The sequence below is a fragment of the Streptomyces sp. 2131.1 genome (assembly GCF_900105515.1).
In the GTDB taxonomy this organism is placed as follows: domain Bacteria; phylum Actinomycetota; class Actinomycetes; order Streptomycetales; family Streptomycetaceae; genus Streptomyces; species Streptomyces drozdowiczii.
In genome coordinates this window covers 3,151,873-3,164,313 of sequence record NZ_FNSY01000001.1, presented here as the reverse complement: position 1 = coordinate 3,164,313, position 12,441 = coordinate 3,151,873, and the positions used below count along the sequence as shown (strand labels likewise).

The window sequence follows — 12,441 nt, the reverse complement described above, 5'->3', positions numbered from 1 at the left end:
ACCTGCGGATACCGTCTTCCCGGGGCCGTCCGCAGCACGTCCCTGTCGCAGTTGTCAAGCCCCGAGATATGCCCTGACCTGCGAAAACGCCATTCAGGAGTGGCGATTCTCGTGTTACGCTTGATAGCCACGGAAGGGGTACCTGTCACATGACGTTCAAGGTTGGCGACACCGTGGTCTATCCCCATCACGGGGCCGCGCTGATCGAGGCTATCGAAACTCGCCAGATCAAAGGCGTGGACAAGACCTACTTGGTGCTCAAGGTCGCTCAGGGCGACTTGACGGTGCGTGTACCGGCGGACAATGCGGAGTTCGTGGGTGTGCGCGACGTAGTCGGGCAGGAAGGGCTGGACCGCGTCTTCGAGGTGCTGCGCGCACCGTATGCCGAGGAGCCGACGAACTGGTCCCGGCGCTACAAGGCAAATCTTGAGAAGCTCGCCTCCGGCGATGTCATCAAGGTCGCCGAAGTGGTGCGCGACCTGTGGCGCCGCGAGCGCGAGCGCGGACTCTCCGCAGGTGAGAAGCGGATGCTCGCCAAGGCCCGCCAGATCCTGGTGAGCGAGCTGGCCCTCGCCGAGAACACCAATGAGGACAAGGCCGAGGCGCTCCTCGACGAGGTCCTCGCCTCCTGAACCGGACGGCACCGGTCGTCCTGACGACCGGTTCGCACCGGCCATGGAAAATGTGCCGCGGTGCCCGCTGACCAGCCGTATTCACGCTGTGTCGTCGGGCGCTGCGGCATGTCCGGGCCTGTGGACACCATCGAACGGTACGGATGGACCGTAATCGAACGGCGAATTCCAGCCATATGCCAACCCGGCTGGATACTGTTTCAGCCACCAACGGCGAGATCCGGCCGGATTTCCCGGCGCCCGCCGATGATCCCCCGTCACACGTCCTTGGTACGTTGCTCGCGATCTTGCTGAATCCGGCGTGCGAGGCCGACCCCGAGCGGCCGCGGCGTGCACCTACCCGCCCGGGGTCACGGAAAGGGTCCCGGTCGAGTCATGGCGCGGCGCCCGGCTCGTTTGTGGCCATACCCACGTCGGCCGTGGACACAAACATGCCGAAGCCTCGGAGTGCAACCGATGTCTGAACAACCGCGTCCCTACCGCACGGCCGCCGTGATCCCCGCGGCCGGCCGCGGCGTACGGCTCGGCCCCGGCGCCCCCAAAGCGCTCCGCGCGCTCGGCGGGACGCCCATGCTCATCCACGCCGTACGGGCCATGGCCGCCTCCCGGCACGTGTCCCTGGTCGTCGTCGTCGCGCCGCCCGACGGTGCCGCCGAGGTACGCAACCTCCTCGACGAGCACGCCCTGCCCGAGCGCACCGACTTCCTCGTCGTCCCCGGCGCCGACACCCGCCAGGAATCCGTGAAGCGGGGCCTCGACGCCCTCCCCGACACCATCTCCGCCGTCCTCGTCCACGACGCGGCCCGCCCCCTGGTCCCCGTCGACACCGTGGACGCGGTCGTCGAGGCCGTCCGCGACGGCGCCCTCGCCGTCGTCCCCGCCCTGCCGCTCGCCGACACCGTCAAGGAGGTCGAGCCCGGGCCCCCCGGCGCACCCGAACCGGTGCTCTCCACCCCGGCCCGCGCCCGGCTCAGGGCCGTACAGACCCCGCAGGGCTTCGACCGCGCCACCCTCGTCCGCGCGCACGATGAGGTCGCGGTCAGCGGCGAGGGCGCGACCGACGACGCGGGCATGGTCGAACAGCTCGGCGCGCCCGTCGTCGTCGTCCCCGGACACGAGGAGGCTTTCAAGGTGACCCGGCCGCTGGACCTCGTCCTGGCCGAGGCCGTACTCGCACGCAGGAGGGCCAACGATGGCTTCTGAGAACCCCGGCCCAGCCCGGGGCCCCGCCCCCGTCATCCCGCTCGTCGGGATCGGCACCGACATCCACGCCTTCGAAGAGGGCCGCGAGCTGTGGTGCGCCGGTCTGCGCTGGGACGGCGAGGGCCCCGGCCTGGCCGGCCACTCCGACGCCGACGTCGTCGCCCACGCCGCGTGCAACGCCCTCTTCTCCGCCGCCGGTCTCGGCGACCTGGGGCAGCACTTCGGCACCGGCCGCCCCGAGTGGTCAGGCGCCGCCGGGGTCACCCTCCTCACCGAGGCCGCCCGCATCGTCCGCGCGGCGGGCTTCGAGATCGGCAACGTGGCCGTCCAGGTCGTCGGCGTACGCCCGAAGATCGGCAAGCGGCGCGAGGAGGCGCAGCGGGTCCTGTCCGACGCCGTCGGCGCCCCCGTGTCGCTGTCCGCCGCCACCTCCGACGGCCTCGGCTTCACCGGCCGCGGCGAGGGCATCGCGGGTATCGCGACCGCCCTCGTATATCGCACCGGCTGACCCGCGCGGGGAACGCCCGCACCGGCCCTCGTAACAACTGCGCCCGCAATATCCACAGGGGCGCGGGGCACTGGTGCGGGCCCACTACCCTTGAGGGGTGACTATTCGCCTGTACGACACCAGCGCCCGGCAGATCCGTGACTTCGTCCCGCTCGCAGCGGGCTGTGTCTCGATCTACCTCTGTGGCGCGACTGTCCAGGCCGCTCCGCACATCGGGCACATCAGGTCCGGACTGAACTTCGACATCATGCGCCGCTGGTTCGCCTACCGCGGCTACGACGTGACGTTCGTCCGGAACGTCACCGACATCGACGACAAGATCATCACCAAGTCCGCCGAACAGGGCCGCCCCTGGTGGGCGATCGGCTACGAGAACGAGCGCGCGTTCAACGCGGGCTACGACGCGCTCGGCTGCCTGCCGCCCACCTACGAACCGCGCGCCACGGGGCACGTCCCCGAGATGATCGAGATGATGCGCGGTCTCATCGAGCGCGGTCACGCGTACGCGGCCGACGGCAACGTCTACTTCGACGTGCGCTCGTTCCCCGGCTACCTGGAGCTGTCCAACCAGGAGCTCGACGACCTGCGCCAGCCGTCCGGCGAGGGCGAGACGGGCAAGCGCGACCAGCGCGACTTCGCCATGTGGAAGGCGTCCAAGCCCGGCGAGCCCAGCTGGGAGACGCCGTGGGGCCGCGGACGCCCGGGCTGGCACCTGGAGTGCTCCGCCATGGCGCACAAGTACCTCGGCACCGCCTTCGACATCCACGGCGGCGGCATCGACCTGATCTTCCCGCACCACGAGAACGAGATCGCCCAGGCCAAGGCCTTCGGCGACGACTTCGCGAAGTACTGGGTGCACAACGGCTGGGTCACCATGGCCGGCGAGAAGATGTCGAAGTCGCTGGGCAACTCGGTCCTCGTCAGCGAGATGGTCAAGGCCTGGCGCCCGATCGTCCTGCGCTACTACCTCGGCACCCCGCACTACCGGTCCATGATCGAGTACAGCGAGGAGGCCCTGCGCGAGGCCGAGTCCGCGTTCGCCCGGATCGAGGGCTTCATCCAGCGCGTCACCGAGAAGGCCGGCGAGACCGTCGCGCCCGCCGCCGAGGTGCCGCCCGCCTTCGCCGAAGCCATGGACGACGACCTCGGCGTCCCGCAGGCGCTCGCGATCGTCCACACCACGGTCCGCCAGGGCAACTCCGCCCTCGCCGCCGACGACAAGGAGGCCGCCGTCGCGCGCCTCGCCGAGGTCCGCGCCATGCTCGGTGTCCTCGGCCTCGACCCGCTCGACGACCACTGGGCCGGCGAGAGCGACCGCGGCGACGACCTGCACGGCGTGGTCGACACGCTCGTCCGGCTCGTCCTCGACCAGCGGCAGTCCGCCCGCGAGCGCAAGGACTGGGCCGCCGCCGACGCCATCCGCGACCAGCTCAACCAGTCCGGACTCGTCATCGAGGACAGTCCGTCCGGCCCACGGTGGACACTCGGCCCGCGCCAGTAGCCCACCACATGCCGCCCGGTCCGCCGGGCGGCACACTTCACTTATACGTACGCACGACCGAAGCAACGAAACAGGTAGGTCATGGCCGGGAACAGCCAGCGCAGGAACCGCCGCACGTCCAACAAGAAGGGCGCCACGGTCGGCAGCGGTGGCCAGCGACGCCGGGGCCTCGAAGGCAAGGGCCCCACCCCGCCCGCCGAGCAGCGCAAGAAGCACAAGAAGAACCGCATCGCGACCGCCAAGGCCAAGCAGGCCGCCAACCGCCGCCCCGCCCCCCGGCGCGGCGGCGTCAAGGGCACCTCCGAGATGGTCGTCGGCCGCAACCCGGTCTTCGAGGCCCTGCGCGACGGCGTGCCCGCCACCACGCTCTACGTCCAGCAGTACATCGACAACGACGAGCGCGTCCGCGAGGCCCTCCAGCTCGCCGGCGAGCGCGGCAACATCAACCTGATGGAAGCCCCCCGCCCCGAGCTCGACCGCATGACCGGCGGACTCAACCACCAGGGCCTCGTCCTCCAGGTCCCGCCCTACGAGTACGCCGACCCGCAGGACCTCGTCGAAGCCGCCTACGACAACGGCGAGGACCCGCTCATCGTCGCCCTCGACGGCGTCACCGACCCCCGCAACCTCGGCGCGATCGTCCGCTCCGTCTCCGCCTTCGGCGGCCACGGCGTGGTCGTCCCCGAGCGCCGCGCGGCCGGCATGACCGCCGGGGCCTGGAAGTCCTCCGCCGGCACCGCCGCCCGGACGCCGGTCTCCAAGGTCACCAACCTCACCCGCTCCCTCGAAGCCTTCAAGAAGGAGGGCATCGCGGTCGTCGGCCTCGCCGCCGACGGCGAGCACACCGTCGAGGACCTCGAAGCGCTCGCCGGACCCGTCGTCATCGTCATCGGCAGCGAGGGCAAGGGCCTCGGCCGCCTCGTCGGCGAGACCTGCGACTACCGCGTCCGCATCAACATGCCCGGCGGCGCCGAGTCCCTCAACGCCGGTGTCGCGGCCGGCATCGTCATGTACGAGGTCGCCCGCCGCCGCGCCTGATCCACCGGGCCCCGCCGGGCCGCTCGGGGGCGCGAACGCACGTGCGCGCGCCCCCGCGTGACCCCCCACCACCTATTGACGGGTCTCGGACACTTCGACACGGTCGAGGCAGTGTCCTAATCACACATCACTCGGTTAGATGAGTGTGGACACCAGAACGCCTCGGTTCGACGAACTACCCGCCCTGAGCATGACCAAGGTGGACTGCGACCCTGCGCAGGTCATCGTCAACCACGCCAGCTTCCGGGTGCAGCTCGCCCCCGGCCAGCGCGCACGGCTGCGCGGTGTGACCCCCGCCGGCGCGCCCAGGATCCCCGCCATGAGCGCCGCCGGAGCCGGACGCGGCAGGCGCGCGCCCGTCGTCTGGAGCGGCAAGTCCGCGCCCGGCGACCCCGGCGCCACCGGACTCCTCCAGGCCGTACGCAACTCCACCGCCGGCCGCCCCGACACCGCGTACGACCCCTACGAGCCGTACGCCTCCTACGAGTTCGACCACGGACGCGGCGGCGCCGGTACCCAGGTCATCCCGCGCCTCGACGAGCTCCCCCTCGAAGAGACCCAGCCCACCCCCGTCATCGGCGCGCCCCGCTCCGGCGGCGGCCCCCTGCTGCCCCCCATGCGCCGGGCCGTCGGCGCCTACGACCCGGTGGAGCCCGGCCCGTACGACGCGGACCGCTACGACCAGCGGGACGCGTACGCCGACGGGCCCGGCGTCGACCTCACCGACGAGGACAGCGACATCCGCGGCCGCCGCCGGGACAGCGCGGACGACGTGCGCCACGCGTACTACCCGGGCCGCCGCATGAACCTCGGCGTCGTACTCCTGCCGATGCGGGTCTTCCTCGGCTTCATCTCCATCTACGCCGGCATGGGCAAGCTCTGCGACCCCGTCTACTTCGACGGCGGCGAGCGCGGCTCCATGGTCAAGTGGCTCAACTCGCTGCACCCGTGGGCGCTGGCCGAGCCGCTGCGCGAGTTCGCGCTCTCGCACCCGGTCGGTGCCGGACTCTCGATCGCCTTCCTCCAGGTCGTCGTCGGTGTCCTCACCGTCCTCGGGCTCTGGCAGCGCGTCGCCGCCAGCGTCGGCGCCCTGCTGTCCGCCGCCCTCCTGGTCACCGTCAGCTGGCGCACTGTCGCCGCCTACGACGCGCCCGACATCATCTACCTGGCCGCCTGGAGCCCTCTGATCATCGCGGGCGCCCCCGTCTACTCCATCGACGGACGGCTCGCCGGGGAGGCCTGGCGCAAGCTCGGCCCGCGCTCCGAGATCTGGGACCTGCGCCGCCGCGTCCTGCGCCGCGGTGCCGTCGTCGCGAGCGTCGTCGTCGGCCTGACCCTGCTCATCGGCTCCGTCCTCGGCGGCGCCGTCCGCTCCTCCGGGGTCGTCACCGTTCCCGGCCCCAACGGCGTCCCCACCAACCAGCTCCCCGGCTCCCCGCTCCCCGACAAGTCCCGTGGCGGCAAGGCCTCCAAGACGCCCACCGGCGACCGCCCCACGCCGTCGCACAGCACCGCCCCGCGCACCCCGTCCGCCAACGCCTCCACCCCCTCGTCGGACAGCGTCCGCGAGACGGGCCAGTCGGCGGGCGCGAGCACCGGCCGGCCCAGCCAGACCCAGGGCACCGGCCAGCAGCCCCCGCAGCAGACGACCCCCCAGCAGCCCCCCGCCACCAGCTCCGGCCCCAGCTCCTCCGGGTCCACCGGCACCGGCGGCGGCTCCACCACCGGCGGCTCCGAACCCGACCCCGGGTCCACCTCCGGCGGCGACGACAGCGGCTCCGGCCGCAACCCGATCGGCGGCCTCCTCGGCTGACCGGGGGCGCCCACGGAAAAGGGGCGGGCCCGGAGGTTGTTCCTTCCGGGCCCGCCCCTTCTCGTACGCCCTACCGGCCGTCCAGCTCCTTGGCGGCCTCCGTCAGGTCCTTCGCCGTGTCGATGGCCCGCCAGTACGCTCCGTGCGGCAGCGGATAGCCCGCCAGCCGGCGCTCGCGGGCCAGCCGGGGGAACGTCGTACGCTCGTGGTCGCCCCGGTCGGGCAGCAGCCCCGTGAAGGCGGGGGAGAACACGTACACGCCCGCGTTGATCAGATACGGCGACGGCGGCGCCTCGATGAAGTCCGTGATGTGGCCGAACGCGTCCGTCTCCACGGCGCCCCACGGGATCCGGGGGCGGGCCAGCGCGAGGGTCGCTGTCGCGTCGCGCTCCGCGTGGAACGCCGCCATCTCCCGCAGCGAGAAGCGCGTCCAGATGTCCCCGTTGGTCGCGTACCACGGCTCGTCGGGCGCAGGCAGCCGCTCCGCCGCGTACTTCAGCCCGCCCCCGCGTCCCAGGGGCTCTGACTCCACCACCGTCGTCACGCGCAGCGGCAGCACGGCGTCGGCCAGCCACTCCTGGAGGACCTCGGCCAGATGCCCGCACGAGACCACGGCGTCCGTGACGCCCTCGGCGGCCAGCCAGGAAAGCTGATGGCCGATGATCGGAGTCCCGGTGCCCGGGATCTCGACCATCGGCTTGGGGCGGTCATCGGTATACGGGCGCAGCCGTGACCCCTGGCCACCCGCCAGGATCACGGCCTGCGTCGGAAACGTATGCATGCCAGGCACGATAAGCCGTGCCCGGCAGCGGAGGGTGTCGCGTCGGTCAGCTGAACTGGGCGACGCCCGAGGCGAACGAGGTGTCGCAGACGGGGCGCGAGAAGCGGTGCGCGCGCGTCGGGCCGTACTTGTCGACGGCGGCCTTGCCCAGGGTCTTCGCGATGGACATGCAGTGCTTGGCGAGCGACGGGCGCCCCTCGACGGCGCGCTGGAGCTCCGTCAGGGCGACGCCGGGGTCCTTCGCGCGGAGGTCCTGGAGGAGCCGGTCGCGCAGGACGTCCTCGGGCGCGCGCACCTTGGCCTCCTTGGCGGCGCCCTTGGCGTCGGGGACGGAGCGGGCCGACGCGGCGAGCAGCTGCGAGTCGGAGTCGCCGGCTGCCCACGGCACGGCGGTCACCGCGAGGGTCCCGGACAGGACCATGACGACGGGCAGTACGAAAGCGAGAGTTCGGCCGATACGGCGCACGGTGTGGGTCACGCAGCGAGCGTAGCGGCCGGTGATGGCGTGGCGACATTACGTCACTCTCGCGGGGGATGGTTCGAGAGTGCTTTTCGAATCGCGTGTTGACGAACCGGAGCGAAATGACCGTTGTGCCGGGGAATTCGCCTCCGCCGTTTCAAACCCCCGCACAACGCGGTGGCCCCGCACGAAGATCGTGCGGGGCCACCGTACAGCGTGTGCGACGTCAGTCGGTGAGGCGCTCACCGGTCGACGTGGCGAAGACGTGCAGCTCGTCCGGGCGGGGCACGACGTGCAGCTTGGTGCCCTTCTCCGGGACGGCGCGGCCGCCGACGCGGACGACCAGGTCCTTGTGCTCGCCACCGACCTCGGCGCCACCGTAGACGAAGCCGTCGGCGCCGAGCTCCTCGACCACGTTGACCGAGACGGCCAGACCGGCCGGGGCCTCGGAGGAGTCCTTGGTGAGGGTCTTCGCGGCGGCGCCGCCGTGCTCGACGATGTCGAAGTGCTCGGGGCGGATGCCGACCGTGACGGTCGTGTCGCCGCGGTTCGCGGCGGCGGTCAGCGCCTCGCGGGAGACCGGGACGACGCTGTTGCCGAACTTCACGCCGCCGTCGGTGATCGGGACCTCGACGAGGTTCATCGCCGGGGAGCCGATGAAGCCGGCCACGAACAGGTTCGCCGGGCGGTCGTACATGTTGCGCGGCGAGTCGACCTGCTGGAGCAGACCGTCCTTGAGGACCGCGACGCGGTCGCCCATGGTGAGGGCCTCGACCTGGTCGTGGGTGACGTACACGGTCGTGATGCCCAGGCGGCGCTGGAGCGAGGCGATCTGCGTACGGGTGGAGACACGGAGCTTGGCGTCGAGGTTCGAGAGCGGCTCGTCCATGAGGAACACCTGCGGCTCACGCACGATCGCGCGGCCCATCGCCACACGCTGGCGCTGACCACCGGAGAGCGCCTTCGGCTTGCGGTCCAGGTAGTCGGTGAGGTCCAGCATCTTGGCGGCCTCTTCGACCTTCGCCCGGATGTCGGTCTTGTTCACACCGGCGATCTTGAGCGCGAAGCCCATGTTGTCCGCGACGGTCATGTGCGGGTAGAGCGCGTAGTTCTGGAACACCATGGCGATGTCCCGGTCCTTCGGCGGCAGGTGCGTGACGTCGCGGTCGCCGATGCGGATCGCACCGCCGTTGACGTCCTCGAGACCCGCGAGCATGCGGAGCGAGGTGGACTTGCCGCAACCGGAGGGACCGACGAGGACGAGGAACTCGCCGTCCGCGATGTCGATCTCGAGCTGGTCGACCGCGGGCTTCGTGGAGCCGGGGTAGACGCGGGACGCCTTGTCGAACGTGACACTGGCCATGCTGATGCTTCTCCTCCACCGGCAGGTACGTGCCGGACGATCCGTGGTAAGGGAGTGGTCTGGTCCATGCGAGTGAACCTGCAAGGACGCTACCTGGCGGTTTCGGATCTGTCAGTAGTTCACCGGCTGTGAAATTTCTGCACGGTGCGGGGTGCCGGGTTGGTTAGACTGCTCCGGCACGCCTCCTTAGCTCAGCTGGCCAGAGCAACGCACTTGTAATGCGTAGGTCGTCGGTTCGAATCCGACAGGGGGCTCCACCCACCAGGCCGGCGCTCCGCCGGCCTGGTTTTTTCATGCCTCGCGTGCCTGTGCCCCGCGCCGCGTCAGCGGGTAGCACCCCAGGCCGATCAGGGCCGCCGTGAGGTGGCCGATGTCGGTGAAGGTCGGGTTGGTGACCAGGGGGACCGTGTAGATCACCAGGACCGCGAAGAGGTAGGCGGGGCGCCAGGGGCGGGGGACGTAGTAGGTGAGGACCGCGACCACGCCGGCGAGGGCGTAGCTGACGCCCACGTCGAGGGTGTTGACGGCGGACTGCGGCGCGTGGCCGTGGTTGATGGCCCAGGCGAGGACGGACTCGCTGACGAGGGTGGCGAGTACGTGGGCGGTGGCGGCGACGGCGAGCCAGCGCGGGGTGCCGAGGCGGCGCTCGGCGGGGGCGTGGAAGACGGTGTAGAGGACCGCGTAGGGGAGCCACTGGCCGCCGTCGATCCAGAAGGCGCTGCTGATCAGGACGCGCACCGGGTTCTGGGACAGCTCGTGGATGTTGGTGGAGCGCTGGCGGAGGAACTCCTCCTCGAAGGCCGGTGACATCTGGTGGACGATGACCGTGGTCACGAAGAGGGCGGTCAGCCAGAGGTGGGTGCCGGGTGCGCTGCGGATCCAGGAGCCGGTGGCGCGGAGCCACGTGGCGGGGGTGGGGCGGGGCCGTGCGGGCGGGGCGGGGTGGCCGGTGGGCATGGCCCGATTGACGCACGCTCCTACGATCGGTGGCGTGATCGACATTCCGGATGCGCTCATCGCTACTCAGTCCGCATACAACGGGGAGGCGGGGCGGGCGTTCGTGGCCGCGTTGCCGGGGCTGGCGGCGGAGTTCCTGGAGCGGTGGGGGCTGCGGCGGGACGGCGCGGCGATGTACGGGGTGTGCGCGCTGGTGCTGCCGGTGGTGCGGGTGGGGGACGGGTGCCCGGCGGTGCTGAAGTTGCAGCCGGTGGACGAGGAGACGGCGGGCGAACCGGTCGCGCTGCGGTGCTGGGGCGAGGCGGGAGCGGGGGCGGTGCGGTTGCTGGAGCACGATCCGGCGACCGGGACGATGCTGCTGGAGCGACTGGACGCGGGCCGTTCGCTGGAGGGCGTGGCGGACGCGGGTGCGGCGGTGCGGGTGACCGGGGAGCTGCTGGCCGGGCTGACGGCGGTGCGGCCGGGGCCGGACGCCGGGTTGCGGGGCCTGGGGGAGGCGGCCGCGCGGATGCTGGCCGGTGCGCCGGACGTTGTGGCGGCGCTGGCGGACGAGGGGGAGCGGGGGCTCGTACGGGACTGTGCGGCGGCGGTGCGTGAGGTGGCGGGGGAGCCGGGGGACCGGTTGCTGCACTGGGACCTGCACTTCGGGAACGTGCTGGCGGTGGAGGGCGGTGGCCGGTGGGTGGCCATCGATCCGAAGCCGCTGGTGGGGGACCCGGGGTTCGAGCTGCTGCCCGCTCTGGTGAACCGGTTCGACGCGGACGCGGTGGGGGCGCGGTTCGATGTGCTGACCGGGGTGCTGGGCCTGGACCGGGGGCGGGCGGTGGCGTGGACGCTGGGGCGGGTGCTCCAGAACGCGTGCTGGTCGGTGGAGGGCGGGGCGCGGCGGCTGGGGCCGGAGCAGGCGGAGATCGCGCGGGCGCTGCTGGGCCGGGGGTAGGGGGCGGCGGGGCGCTGTTTACGCTGCCCCCATGATTCGTACCGCTACCCCCGCCGATGTCCCCGTCATCCACGCCATGGTGTGCGAGCTGGCCGATTACGAGAAGGCGCTCCACGAGGTGCGTGCGACCGAGGAGCAGTTGCGGGACGCCCTGTTCGGCGAGCGGCCGGCCGCGTTCGCGCACATCGCGGAGTCGGACGAGACCGGCGAGGCCGTCGGCTTCGCGCTGTGGTTCCTGAACTTCTCGACGTGGCGCGGGGTGCACGGGATCTACCTGGAGGACCTGTACGTACGCCCCGACCGGCGGGGCGGCGGGCACGGCAAGGCGCTGCTGACGGAGCTGGCGCGGATCTGTGTGGAGCGGGGTTACGAGCGCCTGGAGTGGTCGGTGCTGAACTGGAACGCCCCGTCGATCGCCTTCTACGAGTCGCTGGGCGCGCGTCCGCAGGACGAGTGGACGGTGTACCGGCTGACGGACGGGGCGCTGGCTGAGCTGGGCCGGGCCTGATCGCGCGCGGTCCCCGCGGGCGTTGTCAGTGGCGTGCGTCACGATGGGGTCATGGTGCGCGGTGGTGGTCGGAAGAGCGGTGTGGCGGCGGCGCGGCGGCCGGAGGTGCGGCTGCCGCCGCTGGTCGGGTTCGAGGGCGGTGGGCTGGAGGCGGACGGGGATTACGACGGGGTGAGGTTCGGGGCGTCCGTCGATCTGGCGGACGCGTCGGGGCGGGGTGCGCGGTTCATGGACTGCGCGCTGGAGGGGTGCGCCCTGGACCGGGCGGAGCTGATGCGGGCGCGGTTCATCGACTCGGTGCTGACGGGCGTACGGGGCGTGGGCACCGATCTCGCGGAGGCGTCGCTGCGGGATGTCGAGGTGGTGGACGCGCGGCTGGGCGGGGTGCAGTTGCACGGTGCCGTGCTGGAGCGGGTGCTGGTGCGGGGCGGGAAGATCGACTACCTGAATCTGCGGGAGGCCCGGCTGACGGATGTCGTCTTCGAGGGCTGTGTGCTGGCGGAGCCGGATTTCGGGAGTGCGCGGCTGAAGCGGGTCGAGTTCCGCGACTGCGTGTTGAAGCGGGCGGACTTCAGCGCGGTGCGGATGGAGGACGTGGATCTGCGGGGGACCGCGGAGCTGGACATCGCGCGGGGTGTGGAGCGGCTGGCGGGTGCGGTGATCAGTCCGGTGCAGCTGATGGAGCTGGCTCCGGCGTTCGCCGCGCAGATCGGGGTGCGGGTGGAGGCGTAGACGCG

General features: G+C 71.7%; 13 protein-coding genes and 1 tRNA gene. 10 read left to right on the top strand and 4 right to left on the bottom strand.

Annotation, left to right across the window (positions count from 1 at the left end):
* The first annotated feature begins 149 nt into the window (after positions 1-149).
* The 6 genes from BLW14_RS14255 (at position 150) to BLW14_RS14230 (ending at position 6,695) form a co-directional block, all read left to right on the top strand.
* Complete coding sequence (locus BLW14_RS14255) at positions 150-632, top strand: CarD family transcriptional regulator (RefSeq protein WP_006380568.1); 483 nt, start codon at positions 150-152, stop codon at positions 630-632.
* Positions 633-1,088: 456 nt separating this feature from the next.
* The gene (gene ispD / locus BLW14_RS14250; RefSeq protein WP_093707683.1) at positions 1,089-1,835 is read left to right on the top strand and encodes a 2-C-methyl-D-erythritol 4-phosphate cytidylyltransferase; all 747 of its coding nucleotides are present in this window, start codon (positions 1,089-1,091) and stop codon (positions 1,833-1,835) included.
* A complete protein-coding gene (gene ispF, locus BLW14_RS14245; RefSeq protein WP_093707682.1) occupies positions 1,825-2,343 on the top strand; it encodes a 2-C-methyl-D-erythritol 2,4-cyclodiphosphate synthase in 519 nt (172 codons plus the stop codon). Before ispD ends, ispF begins: the two co-directional genes overlap by 11 nt.
* A 97-nt stretch (positions 2,344-2,440) precedes the next feature.
* A complete protein-coding gene (gene cysS, locus BLW14_RS14240; RefSeq protein WP_093707680.1) occupies positions 2,441-3,844 on the top strand; it encodes a cysteine--tRNA ligase in 1,404 nt (467 codons plus the stop codon).
* Positions 3,845-3,925: 81 nt separating this feature from the next.
* Complete coding sequence (gene rlmB, locus BLW14_RS14235) at positions 3,926-4,882, top strand: 23S rRNA (guanosine(2251)-2'-O)-methyltransferase RlmB (RefSeq protein WP_018519637.1); 957 nt, start codon at positions 3,926-3,928, stop codon at positions 4,880-4,882.
* 190 nt (positions 4,883-5,072) lie between these two features.
* On the top strand, positions 5,073-6,695 hold the full coding sequence (locus tag BLW14_RS14230) for a DoxX family membrane protein (RefSeq protein ID WP_093707678.1): 1,623 nt from the start codon (positions 5,073-5,075) through the stop codon (positions 6,693-6,695).
* A gap of 70 nt (positions 6,696-6,765) precedes the next feature.
* On the opposite strand, the gene BLW14_RS14225 is transcribed toward BLW14_RS14230, so the two are convergent.
* The 3 genes from BLW14_RS14225 to BLW14_RS14215 form a co-directional block, all read right to left on the bottom strand.
* Positions 6,766-7,476, bottom strand: coding sequence for a nucleotidyltransferase family protein (locus BLW14_RS14225; RefSeq protein ID WP_026242614.1), 711 nt, complete (start codon positions 7,474-7,476; stop codon positions 6,766-6,768).
* A gap of 46 nt (positions 7,477-7,522) precedes the next feature.
* Complete coding sequence (locus BLW14_RS14220; RefSeq protein WP_093707676.1) at positions 7,523-7,954, bottom strand: hypothetical protein; 432 nt, start codon at positions 7,952-7,954, stop codon at positions 7,523-7,525.
* A gap of 208 nt (positions 7,955-8,162) precedes the next feature.
* Positions 8,163-9,299, bottom strand: a complete 1,137-nt coding sequence (locus tag BLW14_RS14215; protein ID WP_093707674.1) for an ABC transporter ATP-binding protein — start codon at positions 9,297-9,299, stop codon at positions 8,163-8,165.
* Positions 9,300-9,479: 180 nt separating this feature from the next.
* On the opposite strand from BLW14_RS14215, the gene BLW14_RS14210 reads away from it, so the two are divergent.
* Positions 9,480-9,556 (top strand) — tRNA-Thr (locus BLW14_RS14210).
* Between the two features lie 34 nt (positions 9,557-9,590).
* Here the strand turns inward: BLW14_RS14210 and BLW14_RS14205 are convergent.
* On the bottom strand, positions 9,591-10,256 hold the full coding sequence (locus BLW14_RS14205) for a rhomboid-like protein (protein WP_093707672.1): 666 nt from the start codon (positions 10,254-10,256) through the stop codon (positions 9,591-9,593).
* Between BLW14_RS14205 and BLW14_RS14200 the strand changes: the two genes are divergently transcribed.
* The 3 genes from BLW14_RS14200 (at position 10,255) to BLW14_RS14190 (ending at position 12,436) form a co-directional block, all read left to right on the top strand.
* On the top strand, positions 10,255-11,196 hold the full coding sequence (locus BLW14_RS14200; protein WP_093710725.1) for an aminoglycoside phosphotransferase family protein: 942 nt from the start codon (positions 10,255-10,257) through the stop codon (positions 11,194-11,196). The genes BLW14_RS14205 and BLW14_RS14200 overlap by 2 nt on opposite strands.
* Before the next feature lie 31 nt (positions 11,197-11,227).
* On the top strand, positions 11,228-11,704 hold the full coding sequence (locus BLW14_RS14195; RefSeq protein WP_093707670.1) for a GNAT family N-acetyltransferase: 477 nt from the start codon (positions 11,228-11,230) through the stop codon (positions 11,702-11,704).
* An 81-nt stretch (positions 11,705-11,785) separates the two neighbouring features.
* On the top strand, positions 11,786-12,436 hold the full coding sequence (locus BLW14_RS14190; RefSeq protein ID WP_093707668.1) for a pentapeptide repeat-containing protein: 651 nt from the start codon (positions 11,786-11,788) through the stop codon (positions 12,434-12,436).
* The last annotated feature ends 5 nt before the right edge of the window (positions 12,437-12,441 follow it).

Bases quoted from the DNA above. Each gene is read 5' to 3' on its own strand.
- BLW14_RS14195 (WP_093707670.1), top strand. From the start codon at position 11,228: ATGATTCGTACCGCTACCCCCGCCGATGTCCCCGTCATCCACGCCATG.
- BLW14_RS14230 (WP_093707678.1), top strand. From the start codon at position 5,073: ATGACCAAGGTGGACTGCGACCCTGCGCAGGTCATCGTCAACCACGCC.
- BLW14_RS14215 (WP_093707674.1), bottom strand. From the start codon at position 9,299: ATGGCCAGTGTCACGTTCGACAAGGCGTCCCGCGTCTACCCCGGCTCC.
- rlmB (WP_018519637.1), top strand. From the start codon at position 3,926: ATGGCCGGGAACAGCCAGCGCAGGAACCGCCGCACGTCCAACAAGAAG.
- BLW14_RS14205 (WP_093707672.1), bottom strand. From the start codon at position 10,256: ATGCCCACCGGCCACCCCGCCCCGCCCGCACGGCCCCGCCCCACCCCC.
- ispD (WP_093707683.1), top strand. From the start codon at position 1,089: ATGTCTGAACAACCGCGTCCCTACCGCACGGCCGCCGTGATCCCCGCG.
- BLW14_RS14200 (WP_093710725.1), top strand. From the start codon at position 10,255: ATGGCCCGATTGACGCACGCTCCTACGATCGGTGGCGTGATCGACATT.
- ispF (WP_093707682.1), top strand. From the start codon at position 1,825: ATGGCTTCTGAGAACCCCGGCCCAGCCCGGGGCCCCGCCCCCGTCATC.
- BLW14_RS14255 (WP_006380568.1), top strand. From the start codon at position 150: ATGACGTTCAAGGTTGGCGACACCGTGGTCTATCCCCATCACGGGGCC.
- BLW14_RS14225 (WP_026242614.1), bottom strand. From the start codon at position 7,476: ATGCATACGTTTCCGACGCAGGCCGTGATCCTGGCGGGTGGCCAGGGG.